Genomic DNA, 19,157 nt, shown 5'->3' with positions numbered 1-19,157 from the left:
CGGTGCACCTCACCCTGGGCCTGCTGGGATGGTTCGGCTGCCTGATCGTCGGCGTCTCCTACTACCTGCTGCCGCGGTTCACCTCCCGACGGTCGCTGGAGGGGACCCACCTGCGCCTGATCGGCCTCCTCCTGGGTGGAGGCATTGCGGCCCTCCTGGCCGGCGCCTTCGCCTCCCCGTTCCTCATCCGGGCGGGCCTCGTCGCCGTGGGCGCGGCGGGTCTCGTCTACACCGCCGATCTCCGCGTGTTCCTCTCCGCCTGGGGCCGCGAGCGTGACATCACGCGCGTGCACTGGCAGATCTTGATGGGGGAGGCGGCCGTACTCAGTCTGGGGGCGATCGTCTACGCCGCGGGCGTCTTTCGCCCCTCCGCCACATCCTGGATCGTCGCCGGGGTGAGCCTCTTCCTCACCGGCTGGGTGACGCTGGCCATCACGGGGCAGGCCTACAAAGTGACGCCGTTTCTCATGTGGTACTACCGGTTTGCCCTGGGGATGCCGGCCTATGAGGTGCCCCGCCTGGAAGCCCCCTACTGGCCGCGCGGCGCGCCCCCGGCGCTGGCTCTGCTGGGCGTGGCCGGACCGCTGATCGGCCTGGGCGTTGTGCTGGCCGCGCCCGCCGTCAGCATGGCCGGCGGCATCGCCTTCTTCCTGGGGAGCGCCGTCTTTGCCTACCTGCTCGGCTACTCGTGGCTGCCGCACCTGTGGCGGGCGCGCGGCCGCCTATGACAGCCGTTTGAGGAAACGCAGCAGCGCCCGGTTGAATGCGTCCGGCTGTTCGAGGTTGCTGACGTGGCCCGCGCCGGGAATGATGATCAGCTCGGCGTCGGGGATCGCCGCGGCCATGGCGCGGGAGCTCTCGACCGGGGTGGCCCTGTCGTCCTCGCCGACGACGATTAGCGCCGGCACCCTGATCCCGCCGAGCAGGGGCGTGCTGTCCGGCCGCGCGGCCATCGCCCGCAACCCGCCGATCAGCGACTCGACCCTGGTCCCCTCCATCAGCGCCCGGATCTCGGCGACCAGGTCCGGCCGGCGCTCCAGGGTGGACGGCGCCGCGACCAGCCGGACGAAGTCGTCGAGGAACCCCGCCGGACCCTCCCGCCGGATGCGGTCGATCCCCGCGAAGCGGCGCTCCCGGGCTTCCGGGGTGTCCGCTTCGGCCCGCGTGTCCAGGAGCATCAGCGCCCGCACCCGGTCCCCGTGGGCGGCCAGGTAGCGAAAGGCGACGTACCCGCCCATGGAGAACCCGCCCAGGACCACCGCGGGCAGAGCCAGCGCCTCCACCAGGGTGTGCAGGTCGTCGGCCAGCTGGTCCACCGTTTCCGGGACGCCGGCGGATTCGCCGAATCCCCGGAGGTCGGGGGTAACGACGCGGCAGACCGGCGCCAGCGCAGCGACCTGACGCGCCCACATCTTCCGGGAAAAGGGGAAGCCGTGGAGCAGGACGACGGGAGTCCCCGCCCCCTGATCGTCGTAGGCCAGATCAACTCCTCGATGCGTGATCTTCACAGTAGGTACATTTCCGCAGGGACGGCGAGGAACACCTGCCCGCCCCGTCCAGCCCACACCTCGGCTGTCTCCGGCGGACGCGGCCTGGTCAGCGAATGGACCAGACCAACCCGATCAGGCCGAGGACGGCGGTGAGGACGAGCACGTAGCGGCCGGTGATGTGCATCACCTGGCCTTCGCGGCCGGCCAACCCCGTCGTGGCCGTGGCCAGGACGACCTTGGCCGGGGCGACCATCGACCCCAGCGCCCCGCCCGCCGACTGCAGGGCGGCCGTCAGCACCGGATCGATCTTCAAGAGGTGCGCGGCGTCCCGCTGCAGCGCGCCGAAGAGAACGTTGGAATTCGTGTTGCTGCCTGTGATCACGGTGCCGAGCGCGCCGATGAAGGGCGCGAAGAGGGGAAAGAGGCGGCCGGCCGCCCCGGCCGCGGCGGCGGCGAGGAGCGATGTCATCCCGCTGTAGACCATGACCGTCGCCACCCCGACCAGGGCCAGGATGGTCACGGTCGTTGGGATTCCCTGGTCCGCCGCGCCCCGCCAGACGACCCGCCACGACGGCCGGTAGCCCAGACAGGTAAAGACCATCGCGGTCAACGCCGCGGCGTAGAGGATCAGCGCGCCGGGATGCCCGGTGATCTGGAGCGTGGCGGAGGCTTCCGGAGTGACCCAGCCCAGCCCCGTAACGGTCTTCGGCGTGACCAGGGAGAGGTGTACGGCGTGCAACAGCCGCGCCACCGGGGGGATGAGGGTGGCGATGACGACGACACCGATCAGCAGGTAGTAGGGCAGGAAGGCCAGGTGGAACGACATCGGGGAGACGTCCGCGGGCCTCGCCCGGGGCGGTTCCCGCCGCCCTTCGGGCGGAGGCCACTGCGGGAGCAGCCCGAACAGGCCGGGGCCGCGCCTGCGGACGAGGCGCGCCAGCTGGATGCCCAGCGCCAGGGCCGCCATGCCGGCCACGGACGAGGCCACCGTCCAGTTGCCGCTGAGGATGACGATGAGGTGGACCCCGCCATGACGAGCCCCATGGCGAGGATCGCCCCAAAGGCGCGGCGCATCGGCCGCCAGCCGGCGTGGAGGTGCACGACGGCAAAGCAGGTCAGCACGGCGGCCAGGCCCAGCAGGACGCCGATCCAGGCCGCCATCGGCCGGACGGGGAGGCCGGTCACGGCGCGCAGGGCCTGCAGGGCGGAGGCCAGCGTTCCGGTCGTCACCGCCCAGGAATGTCCCACCAGCGGCGCGGCCGCGGCCTCCAGCGGCGCGAAGCCCAGGCCCAGCAGCAGTGGGGCGGTGACCGCCACCGGCACCCCGAATCCCTGCACCCCCTGCAGGAACGAGGCGAAGGCTACCCCGATGATGAGCAGCTGCAGGATGTGATCTTCGGTCAGCGCGGCGACGGCGTCGCGGATCCCGCGGACGGCGCCGGTCGCCTCCACGAGCTGGTACAGCAGGAGTGCCGTCCAGATGATGAGCAGGACGTCCAGGCTCAGGATGACGGCGCGGCCCAGCGCCACGGCCAGCGCGCCCGGGGACAGCCCGAAGGCGCCGAGCGCGGTGACGGCGGTCACAACGAGCGCCGCTCCCCCCGCATGGGTCCCGGGCCAGCGCCACCGGAGGAGGGCCAGCAGCAGGAACACCAGGGGCAGGCCGGCCAGCGCCGGTCGCCAGGGGTCCGCGGGCATCCGGGATCAGTCTCTTCGCCGGCGGAGAGGCTCAGCCCGCTGTGACCGGCTCCGGAGCGCGCGGGCGGCGTCCGCGCAGACCGCGGACCAGCGGCAGGAGGAAGAGGAACAGGCCCGCCAGGAGGAAGGTGAGGGCAATCGGACGGGTGACGAAGATCAGTAGCGACCCCTGCCCCATGATCAGGCTCTGACGCAGCGCCTGCTCGGTCATGTCGCCGAGAACCAGTGCGACCACCAGGGGGGCAAGGGGATACTTCAACTTCTTGAACACATAGCCCAGGACCCCGGAGCCGAGCATGATCCACAGATCCAGCACCTGGTTGTTTACGGCGAAGGCGCCGATGCTGGAGAGGATGACGATGAGCGGGGCCAGGACGCCGAACGGGATGCGGTTGATCGCCGCGAACACCGGCACCATCGTCAGCACGATGAGCACGCCGAGCACGTTCGTGATGTACATGGAACCGATGAGCCCCCAGACGAACTCCCGCTGCGTCTGAAACAGCAGCGCCCCGGGGTTCAACCCCCAGATGAAGAACCCGGCCAGCATGACCGCGGCAGTGGGCGAACCCGGGATGCCCAGCGTGATCATGGGCAACAGGGCCCCGATCCCCGCGGCGTGCGCCGCGGTTTCCGGGGCCACCACCCCTTCGACCTCTCCTTTGCCGAAGCGCTCCGGGTGCTTGCTGAACTGCTTGGCCAGCCCGTAACTCATGAATGAGGCCGGGGTGGCCCCGGTCCCCGGCAGCACGCCGATCCAGAACCCCAAAATGGTTCCGCGCACGATCGTCGCCCAGAAGCGGGGAAGCATCCGCCACATCTCCCACAGGTCGCGGAACCCGACCCGTCCGGCGATCCCCCGCAGGCGGAGCCCCTCCTCGACCGTGAGGAAGATCTCGCCGAGACCGAACAGCCCGATGGCAATGACGATGAAGCTGACGCCGCTCTGCAACTCGACGAATCCGAAGTTCATCCGCGGCTGGCCGCTGACGATGTCGAAACCGACGGTGCTGAGGAGCAGCCCCAGCCCGGTCATGAAGAGCGCCTTGGCCGGATCGCCGCCGCCCAGGCCGGTGAAGGTGGCAAAGGCCAGCAGCAGCACCGCGAAGTTCTCCGGTGGACCGAACCGCAGCGCCCACTCCGCCAGCGGCGGGGCGAAGAAGGTGAACAGGACGATGGACACGGCCGCACCGAGGAAGGACGAGGTGAAGGCGGCCGTCAGGGCGATGCCGGGCTTCCCCTGCTGGGCCAGGGGATGGCCGTCGAAGGTCGTGGCCACCGACCAGGGCTCGCCCGGAATGTTGAACAGGATGGAGGTGATCGCTCCGCCGAAGAGCGCCCCCCAGTAGACCGACGCCAGCAGGATGATCGCCGAGGTCGGCGGGAGGTTGAAGGTCAACGGCAGCAGCAGGGCGATGCCGTTGGTCCCGCCCAGCCCGGGCAGCACGCCGATGGCCGTGCCGAGGATGAGGCCGACGAACGCGACGGTGAGATTCGTCGGCGTGAGCGCCACGCCGAGGCCGTAGAGGAGGTTGCCGAAGACCGAGAAGAGATCCATTCCTCCCTCTAGCGTCCGAAGAGCAGGTGCTCGAGGATGAGGCCCTTGGGCATCGGCAGCAAGAACCAGCGCTCGAAGATCAGGAACAGCCCCAGCGGCAGGAGGATGGAGATCAGGATCACCGACGTCCAGTGGTGGCGGCCGACGAAGATCATATAGCCCGCGAGGTACAGCGCGCCGCCGATGTAGATCCCCAGGTAGTTGATGGCGGCGATCACGGCGACCATGGGCAGGAAGGCGACGAGCAGGGGCCTCCAGGCCTCAGGTTCGACGAAGGGGACCTCCCGCCCGGGCGGGGCGGGCACGCGCAGGCTGCGTATCAGGATGATCACCCCCTGGAAGGCAACCCCCACGCTTAGCCAGAAGGGGAAGAACCCTGCGCCCGGCCCGATCGCCGTCCAGGCGATGGGCAGGCGCAGGGCCTCGCGGATCATGATCGCTGCTCCGACCACCAGGAGCAGGGCGAAGGCGGTGTCCGCTCGACGCATCGGTCAGGCCGCCCTCACGGGGCGGACAGCCCGCCCTTCTTCATCAGGCTGCGCACGGTGGCGTCCTTCTGCTCCAGCCACTGCACGAAGGCCGGCCCGGTGAGCCAGGCCTTGGTGAAGGCCCCGCGCTCGATGAAGTCGGCCATCTCCGGTGTGTCCAGCAGGCGCTGGAAGATGTCCCGGTAGAAGGCCACTGCCTCCGGCGGCATGTTCGCCGTGCCGAAGATGCCGCGCAGCATCTGGTACTCGATGGGGAAGCCGAGCTCTTTCATCGTGGGCACATCCTTCCACCGGGGGGTCTGCACCCGTTCCGAGGCGAAGATGGCCAGCGGGCGCAGGCGTCCTCCTTCCCAGTGCCCGACCATCTCCAGCGGGTTGTTCACCGAGAAGTCGGTCTGCTTCCCCACGACCGCCGCCGCCACCGCGCCGCCTCCCGGGAAGGGCACGTAGGTGAAGTCCACCCCCCAGGCCTGCTCCAGGAGGACCATGATGATCTCATCCTCCTGCTTGGAGCCGGTCCCGGACATCTTGATGCTGCCCCGCGGCGCGGCCTTCGCCGCCCGCTCGAAGTCCGCCACCGTTTTCCACGGCGAGTCGTTGTGGACGGTGAGGACGAAGTTGTCGAGGAGCAGCCGGGCGATCGGGGTCAGGTCGCGCCAGGTGAAGCGGCCGCCGTCGCGCCGGCGGATGAGCTGCGCTTCGGGCGTGGCGAAGAGGTTGTCCAGCGTGATTAGGATGGTGTGGGGATCGCCGGCCCTGTCGATCATCCAGAGGAAGGCCTGGGCCCCGGCGCCCGCCGGACGGTTCACCGGGATGAAGGGCTGCGGCGAGAGGTTGTACTTGGCGATCAGCGGGGCCATGAACCGGGCCTGCTGGTCGGCCCCGCCGCCGGTGCCGGCCGGGATCGTCCACTCGATCGGCCGCCGCGGCGTGAACGTGGGCGCGCTCGACGCCGGGAGCGCGAACAGGAGCAGCAACACGACAAGACACAGGGCGGCCGCTCTCATGAGTCGCCACCATGCCATAGCCTCACCCCCACAACACTGAGAATGTCCTGCTCGACGAAGTCCCTCCCCGATGTCTGCCAGTATGTACCCGTTGCGTCACCGGCCCTTCACCACCTCGAATGTTGACCTTCTCGGTCGAGAAATGGCTCGGACCTGCGGCGCGCGGCGACGGCGCGGGCAGGTCCGGCCGGCGATTCCTGCGCCCCCGGCGCTAGGCCGGCGGCTGGTCGCGCTCGAGCTCGGTGTGGAACGGGATCACCCCGGGAATGAGCCATCGGTTCCACATCTCGTCGACCTTGGCCTGGAAATAGTCGAAGTCGTCCTCGGTAAAGTGCGCAAACCGTCCCTGCTTGAGCAGGAACTCCCGGACCGGCTTACGCCTGGCGCGCTTCTCCGCGATCTGCTTCGTGCGGCCGTAGAGCTTGAGCACGCCGTTCTCCACCTCGTAGAGCGGCCAGACCCCGGTCTCCACGGCCAGCTCGCCCAGTTCGTGGGAAAGCATGGGGTCGAAGTCCCAGCCCTTCGGACAGGGGTCGATGGAGTGGATGAAGGTCGGCCCGCCGATGGTCAGCGCCTTGCGCACCCGGTTCATCATGTCCACGGCGTAGCTGGCGCAGACCGTGGCCACGTAGCGGCACTCCGGGTGGCCGGCGGCCAGCATCCCGGCCACATTCTTTTTCCAGCGGGTGTGTAGGATACGCTTGGCCTTGCCCGGCGGGCTGAAGGTGGTGTGGGCGCCGTAGGGGGTGAGGCCGGAGAGCTGGATGTCGGTGTTGGCGTAGGACTCGTTGTCGTAGAGGAGGATCAGGAAGTTGTACTGGGGATGGGTCAGCGCGGCGGAGATCGCCGACAGCCCCATGTCCGCGCCGCCCCCGTCGCCGCAGAAGGCGATGACGTTGATCGGCTCCTCCTTCATCTTCCCCTTGCGCATCAGGACCTTCAGCGCCGCGGCGGTGCCCAGGCCCGCGGAGCCGGAGCTGCCCAGCTGGGTGTGCATCCAGGGCACGACCCACGAGGTGCTGTAATAGGTGGTGTTGGCCACATACATGCACCCCGTGCTGCCCAGGACGATGGTGCGCGGCCCGGCCGCTTTCACCATCAGTTTCATCACCAGCGCCGACTCGCAGCCCTGACACGTCCGGTGGCCGGAGGTGAAGAATTCCTCCAGGGGGATCTTCTTCACCCCCTTGATCGCCTCCAGCTGCTGCGTGGGCAACGCGGTCTCGATGGCGTCCATCGTGGTCTCCTCCGCTCCTGGCCGGTGCCTCTTACTCGCGGATCCCCACCCATGTCGTCAGCGGCTGCGCCTTCCCTGCCGCCGCCGACAGGAGCACGTCCGTCATCCGCTGGACGTCCGGCACGGTCACTTCCCGTCCGCCCAGCCCGCAGATGAATCCCAGCACCGGCGGCCTCTTCTCCGCCGGGTACAGCGCGGCGCGAATCTCCGTGGCCAGCACGCCGCTGGTATACGGAGATCCGAAGGAGAAGTCGCGGTCGATCACCCCGACGGCGTTGAACCGGCCGAGGGTGGCGGCCAGCTCCTCCGCGGCGAAGGGCCGGAACCAGCGCAGCCGCACCAGGCCCACCTTCTTGCCCTCCTGGCGCATCCGGCGGATGGCGACCTTCACCGGCATGGAGAGGGTCCCCATCCCCACCAGGACCACGTCCGCGTCGTCGGTCTGGTACTCCTCGAAGAACGGGTTCCCGTAGTCGCGGCCGAAGATCCGGGCAAAGTCGGCGTACGCTTCCTTGATGACCGTCTTGGCCCGCTTCATCGCCTCGTCGTTGTGCTTGCGGATCTCCATCAGCCAGTCTTCGTTCACCTGCGGGGCCACGGTGATCGGGTTGTCCGGGTGCAGCAGGAGGTCGCCGCGGTTGTAGGGCGGCAAGAAGGCGTTCACCCACTGCTGGGGCGGGATCTTGACCTGCGCCTGGGAGTGGGTCAGGAACGCCCCGTCGCAGGCGATGGCGCAGGGCAGGAAGACCCGGCGGTCCTCGGCCACCCGGTAGGCGATGAGCGCGGTGTCCAGCGCCTCCTGGGCGGTGTCCACCCAGACCAGCTGCCAGCCCAGGTCGCGCACGGCCAGGGCGTCGTTGTGCTCCACCCCGAAGGCGCCGGGGTCGTCCAGGGCGCGGTTGCCGACCATGGCCACCATCGGAATGCGCAGGGCCGGGGTGACGGTGAGCGCCTCGAAGGCGTACATCCAGCCCACGCCGCTGCTGCCGCAGAAGACGCGCGCGCCGGCGGCGCAGGCGTGTTTGACGATCTCGAACTGGGAATGCTCGCTTTCGGCGACGATGTACTCGCAGTCCAGTTCGCCGTTCGCCACCAGCTTGGCTACGTACTGCATCACCGTGTCGTAGGGACGGATCGGGTAGGCGGTGATGACGTCCACGTCCGCCAGCTTGCAGGCGACGGCGATCGCCTCGCTGCCGCTGATCAGGGCGTCCGTTTCCTTCTGCGGTGCGGCAACCTGCTCGACGGCTCTGGCCATGGCCTACTCCTCCTCCCCGGACGGCTCTTCCGGCCCCGCCCCGCCGGCGATCTCCAGCATCGGCGGCAGCTCCTGCTCGTACTGCCCGCGAAAGCGGAAGCCGTGAGTCCGCTCGGGCCGGTGCCGGATCTTCTCCTGCAGCCAGGCGGCATAGGCGGTCCGATCTTTCTTCCAGGCTTCCCACTGGCTGCTGTTGTCGGTGAAGGCGGTCTCGTTGACCATCGTCACGCAGTGCTCCACCGGGCAGACCGCCTCGCAGACGCCGCAGCCGCAGCAGGCCTCCATGTTGGCGTCATAGAACCCGTCGGGCGTGACGTCGAAGCAGGAGTCCGGACACTGCAGCCAGCACAGCGTGCACTTCACGCAGGTGTCGAAGTTCACCACCGGCCGCATCGTGCGCGTGGTGAACTTCTTGAAGGTGGGGTTGCGCGCCGGCCGGAAGCCGCCGCTTTGCCCGCTGACCGGATCGGCGATGGGCGCGCCGCGGGGAATGGCCGGGATGGCGATGCCTTCCCGCATCTCATGCCATTTGGGCAGCTGGAAGGCGAAGGGATGTTCCGGGTTCCCCTCCGTGGGCTGCACCACCCGGGTGGTGATCCGCTCGTAGGCCTTGCGCGCCGAGGTCGCCTTGAGCGGCGCCGACCACTCCTGCAGGATCGCCTTCTCCACGTCGTCGATGGTGAACAGCTCGGGCAGCACCCGGGCCACGGCCCCGAGGACGCGCACGTCGGTGTGGTCGTCCTTGTAGACCCACAGGCCCGAGAAGCTGGGCGTGCCCTTGAGGATGGCCAGCCGGTAGGGCGCCTCCTTCCGGTGCGCCATGGGGATGAGGGTGTCGGCGTCGTGCATCGAGGTGACGATCAACGTCCCGCCGGGGCGGAGCAGGCGGTTGATGGGTTGGAGGCCGTACCAGGCCCAGGACTCCACGCCCTTGAGCAGGGTGTCGTCCAGGACGATGGTGATGTCGACCTCCTTGGGCTCGTACTTGGCCATGCCCTCCTCGAGGGTTTCGGGGTCGCTCCCGATCACGGCGAAACTCTTGGCCGGGATGCCGTTGCGCTCCGGGCTGTCCCCGTAGCGGCCGAAGGAGATGCCGGACTTCCCGGCGTGGTGCGCCGCCAGCACCACGCCCCGGCTGATGTTCTTGGCCAGGTTCTTCTGGAAGATCCCGCGGTAGACGATCTCCACCGCGAAGAGGCGTCCCATGGTCAGCCCTCCGGCTGTGACGTAAGGAGGACGTGCTCGATCTCGGCCAGGTGCTGCTGCATCGCGCGTTCGGCGGCTCGGGGATCCCGCCGGGCGATGGCGTCCAGGATCCGCCGGTGGCCGGCCAGGGAGCGCTGTATCCGCCCCGGCACCTGGAGCGAGCGCTGCCGGCTCTCCTGGAGGAGGTCCATCAAGACGTCCACGACTTTGAGGGCGACCCGGTTGCGCGCCATGGTGGCGATGGCGTAGTGGAACTCCGAATCCTCGGCGATGGCCACCTCGCCGGCGCGCACCTTCGTCTCCTGCCGTCCGTAGATTTCCTCCAGCCGGGCCACGTCCTCGGGACGGGCCAGCACGGCGGCCCGCGCGGCCAGCGGGGGCTCGAACATCTTGCGCACTTCCAGCAGCTCGGCGAGCAGCGCCCGGTTGTGAATCAGAATCGAAGCCAGCGGCTGGGTGAGCGCATCGGGGGTCAGTTCCCGGACCACGGTGCCCTCGCCCTGGCGGGGTTCGAGCAGGCCAATCAGTTCCAGCACCCGGATGGCGTCGCGGACCGAGGTCCGACTGACCCCAAACCGCTCGGCCAGCTCGCGCTCCGGGGGCAGCTTGTCGCCCGCCCGCAGCCGGCCCTCGACGATGAGCCGGCGGATCCGGTCGGCCACTTCCTCATAGACCTTGGTCCGCCGGACCGGCTCAAGGTCGCTGATGACTGTCGACGCGTCGGTGGTGGAGATTCCTGAGCCTCCGGGTCAGGATTGGTCCATTGGTCAGACAACAGACCAATCACCAATCTGCCACATCCTGAGCGCGCCGTCAAGGCGAAGAGGGCCGGATGTTTCGGAGATTGTGAGGGATAACCGGCTATTCGAGGGCCCAGATCCCCCAGCTGGGCGGGAGGGGGAGGTCGGCGATCTTCGCGTAGAGGGCCAGCATGCCGTGGTGCAGCGTTTCGTGTTGGAGCAGCCGCATTAGGTGCCGGAGCACCGGGACCGCTTCCCCGTCCCAGGCAATGGACCGGCCCGGCGACGCGCCGGAGATCCCGCGCAGCACCTCCTCCAGCTGGGCGTCGAGGCTGCGGAGGTAGCCCTCAAGATGCTCTCGCGATTGTTCCAGGGTGCGCTGGCGCGGCCGGGCTCCGAAATCCATCTTCTCGGTCTGCAGGCCCATGATGTAGCAGGCCTGGATGTCCCCCATGTGGCGGATCTGGCGGGCGAAGGTCCCGAAGTCGGGATGGGGAGAGAAGTTCAGCACGGCGTAGGGAAGGGCGGCCAGCAGGTCGTAGGTCAGGCGCCTGGTCTGCCGCCACTCCTCGGCCCACTGCTCAAGGCTCTGCACGCCCCGGGTGTTCGCGCGGACGCGGCGCAGCCCCTTCCGAAGTGAAAGACGGTCGGAGCGGTCACCTCCCCGGGGGCCGCTCCGGTGCTCTCCCACCCGGGCGAAGATGAGTGGTAAAATGCGCCGCGATCTTCTCGCGGGCGTCTTCCGGATCGAACCCCGGATCGTAGAGGTCGTCGCGGGGCAGGGCGAAGGGGACGGCCAGCTCCCAGGGGCCGGTCAACCGGACGTACACGGCTTGCGCATCTTCGCTGATCTCCACTATGGCCCCGGGAGCGAGGGCCCGGGCGATCTCCAGGATGATCTCCTGCACCCGCTCCAGCCCCACGAGGTTGTGCAGGACCTCCAGGGCGCGGTCCCGGACTTCGGCGGCGCTGCGGCCGCGCACCGGGGTGCGGGTGAGGACCTGCCCCGAAGTGCGGTCGCGGATGGTGGCGCTGAACCGCCGGTCGGCGTCGGGCCCCTCGACGCTGATGACGAACCGGCGGCTGAAGACGACGACTTCCTCAGCCACCGGCGCGCTCTTCCGCCTCGACGGACACCTCCCGCAGGAGCCGGAGGAGGGTCGCGCCGGCCGCCGCGAACATCTGCCGAAACTCGGGCAGCATGCCGCGCACCGTCTCCAGCGCCTCGGGCCCGCCTTCGGGGATCGCCCGGATCGAGAGATGCGTCCCGCTCGGGCCCACCGGCGTCAACTCCGTCGTCATCATTACAACGCCCAGCGAGGTCTTCGAGCGGTCGGTGAGATAACGGACGGGCTTCCAGTCGAGGATCTCCTCCTCGACCGTATGGTCGCCGTGGACGCAGTGGTTGACCGTCCCCGCCCCGCGCACGCCGCCCCGGGCGGACTCCTCGACCCGGACGACGTCCGGCTGCCACAGCGCGCGTCGCCTCGGCGACGTCACGAAGTGCCAGACCAGAGGCGGCGGGGCGGGCAGATCGAGTTCGGCCAGGGTCAGCCCTTCCCCCGGGGCGATGTACACAGCGCGCTCCGCCTGCGCCTGGCGCCAGCGCTCATTCAGGTTCAGGACATACAGATGGACCTCGCCGATGTCGTGGTACGTTTCGTGGTGCTCGACCGCGCCCAGGGCCGCCGGATCGATCCCGAAGTGCCGCAGGGACGGTTCGGTCGCCATCGCGTAGCCGCGGATACCGGTGCGCTCGGTGTAGGTGTTCTTCAGCAGGCGGTGGACCAGGATCACATCGCGGCCCATCAACTCTCGGCTTCCGGCCACCTCCTGGATGACGAACTGCCCGTGATGAACGAGGAACTTCAGGTCCAGGGTGGGGATGAGACGGCAGGCGTTGCACCGGCAGGTGGTGAGGCGGTCGATCGTCTGTACCCGCCTGGAGAAGGCGAAGTAGCAGGACTCGATCATGGCCATCAGAGTGCCGCCGTCGGCCTCCCCCTCGTGCTCGTAGCAGAAGACGGCGTCCCCTTCCAGTTTGGCCAGGTGCAGGAGCCCCCGCATCTGCGCGACCAGCACGTTCATCAGGTCGGCCAGCACGTCCTGGGAGTGTTCCAGCTCCACCCCGGCCAGGTATCTGGTGTAACCGGTGATGTCGGCGATGACCAGACAGCCCTGCTGCACGTCGCCCATGGCCGTTGGCAGAACCCGTTCCACGCCGTAGGGAAAGGCCCTGCCGCGGAGGGAGGCCGAGGAGGCCCCCGCAGGGCCCCTCGGGAACCATCTCTCTGTGTCCGCCCCCCTGCCCTCGATGCGTCCGGTCGTGGCTGTGACCCTCGGCGATCCGGCCGGCATCGGCCCCGAGATCGTGGTGCGCGCCCTGGCGCAGGATGCGGTCCGCGCCGCGGCCGCGGTGGTGGTCATCGGCGACGGCGGCACCCTCGAGCGGGCGATGCGGGCCGCCGGCGTGCGGGTGGAGTTCGACGACGACCTCCGGCTGATCGACCTGGCCAACGTTCCTCCGACGCTGCGCTGGGGAGCGGTCCAGCCCGAGGCCGGCCGGGCGGCCGGCCAGTACGTCGAGCGCGCCGTCCGCGAGGCCCTCCGCGGCGCCGTGGACGCCGTCGCCACGGCGCCCCTACACAAGGAGGCGCTGTGGGCGGCGGGCTACCCCTACCCCGGCCACACCGAGCTGCTCGGCGCCCTGACGGGTGTGGCCGATCCGCTGACGATGTTCCAGGTGCGGGGGCTGCGCATCTTCTTTCTGACCAGGCACCTGTCGCTTCGCGAGGCCATCGCGCAGGTCACACGGGAGCGGATCGCGCACATCCTGCCGAGGATTGCCGCCGAACTGAAGCGGTTGGGCTTCGCCCGCCCGCGACTGGCCGTCGCCGCCCTGAACCCCCACGCCGGGGAGGGAGGGGCGCTGGGGAGCGAGGACCGGGACGAGATCGCGCCCGCCGTCCAGGATGCCCGGGCCCGGGGACTGGACGTGCACGGTCCGATCCCTGCCGACGCGGTCTTCGCCCAGGCCCTGGAAGGACGCTACGACGCGGTGCTCTCGCTGTTCCACGACCAGGGCCACATCGCGGCGAAGACGGTGGACTTCTACGGAACGGTGAGCGTCACGCTGGGGCTGCCCTTCATCCGCACCTCGGTGGACCACGGCACCGCCTTCGACATCGCCGGGAAGGGCCTGGCCCGCTGCGACAGCATGAGCGCCGCCATCATCGCCGCCGCCGACCTCGTGCGCCGCATCCGCGCCACCGGCTGATCCGCTCCGTCCGGAGCCCCGCCCCTGGCTAGAGGCCCTGCCGTCGGCGGCGCTCGCGCCACCGCGGTTCCATGCGCGCGAATGCCTCCACGACCGCCGGATCGAACTGCGTGCCGGCCATCCGGCGCAGGTGGGCCAGGGCCTCCTCCTCCGTCAGCGGGGGGCGGTAGGGACGTTCGGAGGTCAGCGCGTCGTAGACGTCGGCCACGGCGGTAATCCGGGCCGCCAGCGGGATCCGCTCCCCGGCCAGCCCCTGGGGGTAGCCGCGGCCGTCGTACCACTCGTGATGGTAGAGGACGATGGGCAGCTCGTCCCGCAGCGAGGCGATGCGCTTGACCACATCGTAGCCGTTGACCGGGTGCCGCTTGACCACCTCGTACTCCTCCGGACTGAGACGCCCCGGCTTCGACAGGATGGCGTCGGGAACGGCCAGCTTGCCCACGTCGTGCACCAGTCCGCCCCGACCCAGCGAGCGCAGCTCGGCGCCGCTCAAACCCATCTCCTCACCGATGAGCACGGCCATCTGCGAGACCCGCGCGGAGTGACCCTTCGTGTAGCGGTCGCGCGCCTCCACGGCGGCGACCAGGGCGAAGAGGGCCTCGCTATAGGAAGACTCGATCCGATCGATGATGTCGGTAAGGAACAGCGTCTCCACGAGGCCGGGCAGCGACCGCCGGCGGGCGTAGCTCAGGCCGAACCCCGCCAGCGCCACCAGGAATCCGGCCAGCATCAGCACGTGATAGCCCCACCAGGACAGGCGCCACAACGGCGCGATCCACATGGCAAGTTGCGCCTCGGCCAGCAGCACGGTGCCCGCGGCCAGCGTCGCCTGGGCGGGATGTGCCGAGAGTTGATGCTCGCGGCGGTAGCGCCATGCCGCGAAGAGGAACAGGGCCATCGCGGCCACCGCCATCATCGCCGAGGAGTCGGGGAGCATCCCGCGCAGAGAGACGGAGGAAGCCCGCCCTTCGTCCCTTCCTGCGGGGCCGTCTTCCCCGTATCCTCCGTACGGGATGTGGGCGTGGCCGGCCCCGGCCGGTGCCGCCTCGCCCCCGGCGGCCGGCATCGGCGGGGCCGCAGGACGGAACAGGGCCCAGCCCGCCGCCAACAGCCACCCGAGGAGAAGAGCGACGGCGATCGCCCGCCACCGCGCGGCGAGCCAGGTGCTGATCCGCCCGGACCAGCGAACGGTGCTGAGGGTGAAGGCGATGCTCCCGACCAGCAGGCTGAGCCGCGCCGCCAGCCCTACGGTGGGGTTGGGGCCGATAAGCACTCCGGGCGTGGTCAGGGCGTGGATCAGGAAGATCCCGGAGATGCTCAGGAAGGCCAGGTTCAGGAAGAAGGCGCGGGCCTCGCGCAGCCGGCTGCTTCCCACAATCGTCACCGCGGAGATCGCGAAGCCGATCAGGCTGACGAAGGTGACGATGTAGAAGTGGGCGACCGCGGCCTCGATGATGCGGTCGAGGGCCGGATTGGCCAGGAGGTAGACGAGGACCATCACCGGCGCCAGCAGCAGCGCGGCCGCGGGAACGATCTGGATCGCCCGGAACACCCGGGCCGAAGCCGTCTGAACCGCGGAGACGCCGGCGGACATGGTTGACTCGCTCCGCATCTGCATATCAAGTTGCATGCCACACCACTCCGGCCCCGCAGACGCCACCCAGGTCTAAACACCCCCGCGCCGCGGCACCCTCCTACCGGAGGATCGTCCCCGTGCGCGGATGGCTCATCCGAACCCTGGCCGCCTTCGTCGCAGCGCTGCTGGTCTCTCCGGCCGCGGCGGCCCCGACGTCGTGGCGGACCTTCCGGCATCCCGCCTTCGGCTTTTCGCTGAGTTATCCAGACGGCTGGGAGGCGGCAAGCGAAGACGGCCCCATCGCCTTCATGGTGGTGGGTCCGGCCCCCGCCGGGGTGGACGGCCTCCGCCTCAGCGTCAACGTCACCACCGAGCGCGCAGCCGCGGATCTGACCGTAGACCGCTTCGAGGCCCTGAGCGAGTCGCGGATGGGCCAGCTCTTCCGGAGCTACACCCGGCTGCGCACCGACCGCCTCATCCTCGCCGGCCACCGCGCCATCCTGCGGTACTACACCTGGAAGCGCAACGACGGCCTGGAGGTGTACCAGATGCAGCTGCACCTGGTGCCCTCGGGCCGCGCCTACATCGTCACCGGCACGACCGCCGCCCGCTCCGCGCAGCTGCGGAGCGAGGCCGATCTCCTCCTGCGGATCGTGTCCTCCTTCCGGCCGTGACGGCGGGATCCCGCCGGTTCCTGGCGCTGCTGACGGTCCTGGCGGCGCTGCTGCTGGCCGGATGCGCCGGCGGAGCCTCGGGCGTCCTCGACGGCGCCCTGTCGTGGATCACCGGCCTCGTCACGAAGTCCCGCGGCGAAGCCGTGGCCGGCGCCACCGTGACCCTGGTCGAGACGGGAGAGCGCTCCACAACGGATGCGTGGGGCCGCTACCTGATCGGCACGGAGTACCGGGGCGACGGCACCCTGCGCGCCGAGGCGCCGGGCTTCCTGACCCTGGAGTGGCCGGTCACCTTCGCCGACGGGGTCGCCACCCTCAACCTCCCTCTGGTCTCAATGGAGGACTTCAGCAGCGCCCTCTTCCAGCAGCTCACCGGCGCCACGGACAGCCGGGGGACGTGGCGGTGGGATTCGCCCACCGTCACCTACTACATCGATCGCTCCGGGGCCTACCGCGCGGCGTTCGACGCCCCCGTCCGGGAGGCCTTCACCCGGTGGAGCATGCTGACGCAGCGGGCCGTCGCCTTCGTCGAATCCGGCCCCGATGCCGCGATCCGGGTGAGCTTTGTGAGCGGCGAGCCCTGCGGGATCGCCGCCGCTGCGGGATGCGCCGGCGTCACCCGCGTGACCGCTCAGGGCGCGGTGCGGGGCGCCTTCATCGAACTCCACGCGGGCTACGCCGCGGATCCCGGCCTGGCCCTCCACGAGGTGGGACACACGCTGAGCTTTACCGGCCACAGTCCCAACACGACCGACGTGATGTACTCCCGGATGAACGGCGCCGCCGCGCCCAGCAACCAGGAGGCCGCGGTGGCCGCCGTCCTTTACGCCAACCCTCCGGGAAGCACGCTGTCGGCGCTGCGGTATCCTGCAGAGCCGACTCCGGCCGCAGCCACCCCCGCTGCGACGGCGGCCGCGGCGGTCGGTCTGGCCGCCCGGCGGCCTTCGGCGCCGCCTGCCGCGTTCCCGCAGATCCCGCCGGGCCCGGTCTCTGTGGTGCCCATCCCCCCGGCGTTGTCGGCCCTTCCCGAGATCGGGACCATGGTGCGCGGCTGGTTCGGGGGAACGGGATGCCTGCTGCGGGTCCCGCTCCTCTGCGGCGGCGGAGTCGGTCTCCGGTTGTGGTAGTCGCCGCCTCCCATGAGCGCACGGCGCGCCCTGACCGCCCGGTTCGGAGGCCTCCTGGCACTCCTCCTCGCGTCTGCGATGGTCCTGGCGGACGCCCTGACGGCGCCGCGGCCTGAAGCGGCACCGGACCGCCCCCCGGCCGCCGCCGGCGGGGCGACCGTCTCCGACACGGGAAGCGCCGCACCCCGCCGTCCCGCGCGTCCGGAGGTGATCAAGGCCATCTACCTGACCTCCTGGAGCGCGGCAACGCCGGCGCGGGTGGCACGAGCGCTCGATCTCATCGAGCGGACCGAACTCAACGCCGTGGTCATCGACGTCAAGGACTACACCGGCAACGTGGTCTTCCGCACCGGCGACCCGCTGGTGGCCCGCATGGGTTCCGAGATCCCCCGCCTGGACCTTGCCGCGCTCGTGCGCACCTTTCACGAGCGGGCGATCTACGTTGTGGTCCGCATCGCCGCCTTCCAGGACCATCATCTGGCGACCGCGCGGCCGGACCTGGCCGTGCGCGACGCGGCCGGGCGCCTCTGGCGCGACCGCCAGGGGCTGGGGTGGGTGGACCCGGCGTCAGGCGAGGTGTGGGCGTATCTGGCCGCGGTGGGAAAGGCCGCGGCGGCCGCGGGCGCGGACGAACTCAACTTCGACTACCTGCGCTTCCCCTCCGACGGCGACCTGGAGGGGCTGCGCTATCCGTTCTTCGACCCTTGGACGGGCAGCCGCCGCCGCACCATCCGGCGGTTCTTCGAGGTCCTGACCGGCGCGCTCCGCCCCACCGGCGCGGTCCTCTCCGCGGACCTGTTCGGGCTGGTCACCGTCACCGACCACGACCTCGGCATCGGTCAGGTCCTCGAGGACGCCCTGCTCTACTTCGACTACGTCGCGCCGATGGTCTATCCGTCCCACTACGCGCGGGGATTCCTGACCTTCCGGAATCCCGCGGCGCACCCCTACGAGGTCGTCCATTACTCCATGAGGACGGCCGAGGAACGGCGCAGGCGCTTCGCGCATCTGGTGAGTGCGTTGACCGCCGAGACGGCGGCAGACGCCTCCGACCGGGAAACCGCGCCCGTTCTGGCCCGCCTGCGGCCGTGGCTGCAGGCCTTCGACCTGGGAGCGCCCTATCCGCCCCCCGCGGTGCGGGCCCAGATCCGGGCCGTCTACGACGCGGGCGGATCGTCGGGGTGGTACCTGTGGAGCCCGCTCAACACCTACGATCAGGAAGCGCTGAGGACCGAAGCTGCCGCTGACGGAAGCCGGCCGGCCCGAAGATAGCCGGCGGGGGGCCCGGCGACGATCCGCCGCCGGCTACCGCGACTCCGCCATCTTCTTGAAGAGCTGGATCTGCCCCAGGTGGTAGGCGGTGTGCTGCAGGGACTGTTGCAGCGCCCACTGCGCCGTCACCGTCCGCGTCTTTCCCCGAAAAGACAGCTGCAGGGGGCGCGAGAGGTCGGAAGCGCTCAGGCCCTCCAGCACCCCGCGCGCCTCCTGATGGGCGCGCCTGAGGTCGGCCACCAGAGGCGCCTTGGCCAGCCGCTCCCGCCCGAACTCCGCCTCGCGGTCGCGCGCCACCGCCGTCCCCCCGACGGTCTGCACAATCCAGTACCGCTCCGAACCGGCGATGTGGCGCAGCAGGACGCCGATGCTGTTGGACAGATGCGGGTGCCGCCAGTTGATCGCCTCGTCGGACAGCGGCTCCACGGCCTCGTAGATGTCCTGGTGCAGCTGGTCGAGATGTTCGAGATACGGAGTCAGCAGCGGATCCATCGTCCCCTCCGGCAAACAGGTGAGAGAGTCTTCGCTTCCCGGCGAATCCGCGCCTGC

At 69.9% G+C, this 19,157-nt stretch carries 20 protein-coding genes; 5 read left to right on the top strand and 15 right to left on the bottom strand.

What is annotated here, in order from left to right; genetic code table 11:
- On the top strand, window positions 1–728 hold a 728-nt coding region (locus QN141_12080), incomplete at its 5' end, for a hypothetical protein (GenBank protein ID MDR7559215.1).
- Here the strand turns inward: QN141_12080 and QN141_12075 are convergent.
- The 13 genes from QN141_12075 to QN141_12015 form a co-directional block, all read right to left on the bottom strand.
- On the bottom strand, window positions 723–1,508 hold the full coding sequence (locus QN141_12075; GenBank protein MDR7559214.1) for an alpha/beta fold hydrolase: 786 nt from the start codon (window positions 1,506–1,508) through the stop codon (window positions 723–725). The two genes, QN141_12080 and QN141_12075, sit on opposite strands and share 6 nt — an antisense overlap.
- Before the next feature lie 88 nt (window positions 1,509–1,596).
- Entirely contained in the window at window positions 1,597–2,316 is a 720-nt protein-coding gene (locus QN141_12070) for an L-lactate permease (protein MDR7559213.1), read from the bottom strand.
- Window positions 2,277–3,188 (bottom strand): L-lactate permease, encoded by a 912-nt coding sequence (locus QN141_12065; protein ID MDR7559212.1) that lies wholly within the window; start codon window positions 3,186–3,188, stop codon window positions 2,277–2,279. Before QN141_12065 ends, QN141_12070 begins: the two co-directional genes overlap by 40 nt.
- Before the next feature lie 31 nt (window positions 3,189–3,219).
- Window positions 3,220–4,746, bottom strand: coding sequence for a tripartite tricarboxylate transporter permease (locus QN141_12060; protein ID MDR7559211.1), 1,527 nt, complete (start codon window positions 4,744–4,746; stop codon window positions 3,220–3,222).
- An 8-nt stretch (window positions 4,747–4,754) separates the two neighbouring features.
- Window positions 4,755–5,234 (bottom strand): tripartite tricarboxylate transporter TctB family protein, encoded by a 480-nt coding sequence (locus tag QN141_12055; GenBank protein MDR7559210.1) that lies wholly within the window; start codon window positions 5,232–5,234, stop codon window positions 4,755–4,757.
- Window positions 5,235–5,248: 14 nt separating this feature from the next.
- Window positions 5,249–6,241 carry a tripartite tricarboxylate transporter substrate binding protein gene (locus QN141_12050; GenBank protein MDR7559209.1) on the bottom strand — a complete coding sequence of 331 codons (993 nt, stop codon included), beginning with the start codon at window positions 6,239–6,241 and terminating at the stop codon, window positions 5,249–5,251.
- Between the two features lie 211 nt (window positions 6,242–6,452).
- Window positions 6,453–7,478, bottom strand: coding sequence for a thiamine pyrophosphate-dependent enzyme (locus tag QN141_12045; GenBank protein MDR7559208.1), 1,026 nt, complete (start codon window positions 7,476–7,478; stop codon window positions 6,453–6,455).
- A 31-nt stretch (window positions 7,479–7,509) separates the two neighbouring features.
- The gene (locus QN141_12040) at window positions 7,510–8,736 is read right to left on the bottom strand and encodes a pyruvate ferredoxin oxidoreductase (protein MDR7559207.1); all 1,227 of its coding nucleotides are present in this window, start codon (window positions 8,734–8,736) and stop codon (window positions 7,510–7,512) included.
- A 3-nt stretch (window positions 8,737–8,739) separates the two neighbouring features.
- The gene (locus QN141_12035; GenBank protein ID MDR7559206.1) at window positions 8,740–9,942 is read right to left on the bottom strand and encodes a 4Fe-4S dicluster-binding protein; all 1,203 of its coding nucleotides are present in this window, start codon (window positions 9,940–9,942) and stop codon (window positions 8,740–8,742) included.
- 2 nt (window positions 9,943–9,944) lie between these two features.
- Window positions 9,945–10,604 carry a FadR/GntR family transcriptional regulator gene (locus QN141_12030; protein ID MDR7559205.1) on the bottom strand — a complete coding sequence of 220 codons (660 nt, stop codon included), beginning with the start codon at window positions 10,602–10,604 and terminating at the stop codon, window positions 9,945–9,947.
- 199 nt (window positions 10,605–10,803) lie between these two features.
- Window positions 10,804–11,277, bottom strand: a complete 474-nt coding sequence (locus QN141_12025) for a DinB family protein (GenBank protein MDR7559204.1) — start codon at window positions 11,275–11,277, stop codon at window positions 10,804–10,806.
- 61 nt (window positions 11,278–11,338) lie between these two features.
- Window positions 11,339–11,791 carry a hypothetical protein gene (locus tag QN141_12020; GenBank protein ID MDR7559203.1) on the bottom strand — a complete coding sequence of 151 codons (453 nt, stop codon included), beginning with the start codon at window positions 11,789–11,791 and terminating at the stop codon, window positions 11,339–11,341.
- Window positions 11,784–12,902 (bottom strand): DUF2652 domain-containing protein, encoded by a 1,119-nt coding sequence (locus tag QN141_12015; protein ID MDR7559202.1) that lies wholly within the window; start codon window positions 12,900–12,902, stop codon window positions 11,784–11,786. Before QN141_12015 ends, QN141_12020 begins: the two co-directional genes overlap by 8 nt.
- A gap of 73 nt (window positions 12,903–12,975) precedes the next feature.
- Between QN141_12015 and pdxA the strand changes: the two genes are divergently transcribed.
- Window positions 12,976–13,959 (top strand): 4-hydroxythreonine-4-phosphate dehydrogenase PdxA, encoded by a 984-nt coding sequence (gene pdxA, locus QN141_12010; GenBank protein ID MDR7559201.1) that lies wholly within the window; start codon window positions 12,976–12,978, stop codon window positions 13,957–13,959.
- A 28-nt stretch (window positions 13,960–13,987) separates the two neighbouring features.
- Here the strand turns inward: pdxA and QN141_12005 are convergent, their stop codons facing one another.
- A complete protein-coding gene (locus QN141_12005; protein MDR7559200.1) occupies window positions 13,988–15,571 on the bottom strand; it encodes an HD domain-containing phosphohydrolase in 1,584 nt (527 codons plus the stop codon).
- Window positions 15,572–15,672: 101 nt separating this feature from the next.
- Here QN141_12005 and QN141_12000 point away from each other — a divergent pair, with 101 nt between their 5' ends.
- From QN141_12000 to QN141_11990, 3 genes are read left to right on the top strand one after another with little or no spacing between them, the layout of a single operon-like run.
- The gene (locus tag QN141_12000) at window positions 15,673–16,209 is read left to right on the top strand and encodes a DcrB-related protein (protein ID MDR7559199.1); all 537 of its coding nucleotides are present in this window, start codon (window positions 15,673–15,675) and stop codon (window positions 16,207–16,209) included.
- On the top strand, window positions 16,206–17,336 hold the full coding sequence (locus QN141_11995) for a carboxypeptidase regulatory-like domain-containing protein (protein MDR7559198.1): 1,131 nt from the start codon (window positions 16,206–16,208) through the stop codon (window positions 17,334–17,336). The genes QN141_12000 and QN141_11995 overlap by 4 nt, the downstream gene beginning before the upstream one ends.
- 12 nt (window positions 17,337–17,348) lie before the next feature.
- Window positions 17,349–18,608 carry a putative glycoside hydrolase gene (locus QN141_11990; protein ID MDR7559197.1) on the top strand — a complete coding sequence of 420 codons (1,260 nt, stop codon included), beginning with the start codon at window positions 17,349–17,351 and terminating at the stop codon, window positions 18,606–18,608.
- 33 nt (window positions 18,609–18,641) lie between these two features.
- Here QN141_11990 and QN141_11985 read toward each other — a convergent pair whose 3' ends face one another.
- Window positions 18,642–19,100: a DinB family protein gene (locus QN141_11985; GenBank protein ID MDR7559196.1), complete on the bottom strand. Its 459-nt coding sequence runs from the start codon at window positions 19,098–19,100 to the stop codon at window positions 18,642–18,644.
- Window positions 19,101–19,157: the final 57 nt, after the last annotated feature.

The sequence above is a fragment of the Armatimonadota bacterium genome (genome assembly GCA_031459765.1).
GTDB classification, from domain to species: Bacteria; Sysuimicrobiota; Sysuimicrobiia; order Sysuimicrobiales; family Kaftiobacteriaceae; genus Kaftiobacterium; species Kaftiobacterium secundum.
This window is presented reverse-complemented; position numbering and strand designations above follow the sequence as displayed.

Coding starts and splice junctions, on each gene's coding strand:
- QN141_12070 (MDR7559213.1), bottom strand. CDS start 2,316: ATGTCGTTCCACCTGGCCTTCCTGCCCTACTACCTGCTGATCGGTGTC.
- QN141_12065 (MDR7559212.1), bottom strand. CDS start 3,188: ATGCCCGCGGACCCCTGGCGACCGGCGCTGGCCGGCCTGCCCCTGGTG.
- QN141_12060 (MDR7559211.1), bottom strand. CDS start 4,746: ATGGATCTCTTCTCGGTCTTCGGCAACCTCCTCTACGGCCTCGGCGTG.
- QN141_12055 (MDR7559210.1), bottom strand. CDS start 5,234: ATGCGTCGAGCGGACACCGCCTTCGCCCTGCTCCTGGTGGTCGGAGCA.
- QN141_12050 (MDR7559209.1), bottom strand. CDS start 6,241: ATGAGAGCGGCCGCCCTGTGTCTTGTCGTGTTGCTGCTCCTGTTCGCG.
- QN141_12045 (MDR7559208.1), bottom strand. CDS start 7,478: ATGGACGCCATCGAGACCGCGTTGCCCACGCAGCAGCTGGAGGCGATC.
- QN141_12040 (MDR7559207.1), bottom strand. CDS start 8,736: ATGGCCAGAGCCGTCGAGCAGGTTGCCGCACCGCAGAAGGAAACGGAC.
- QN141_12035 (MDR7559206.1), bottom strand. CDS start 9,942: ATGGGACGCCTCTTCGCGGTGGAGATCGTCTACCGCGGGATCTTCCAG.
- QN141_12005 (MDR7559200.1), bottom strand. CDS start 15,571: ATGCGGAGCGAGTCAACCATGTCCGCCGGCGTCTCCGCGGTTCAGACG.
- QN141_11990 (MDR7559197.1), top strand. CDS start 17,349: ATGAGCGCACGGCGCGCCCTGACCGCCCGGTTCGGAGGCCTCCTGGCA.
- QN141_11985 (MDR7559196.1), bottom strand. CDS start 19,100: ATGGATCCGCTGCTGACTCCGTATCTCGAACATCTCGACCAGCTGCAC.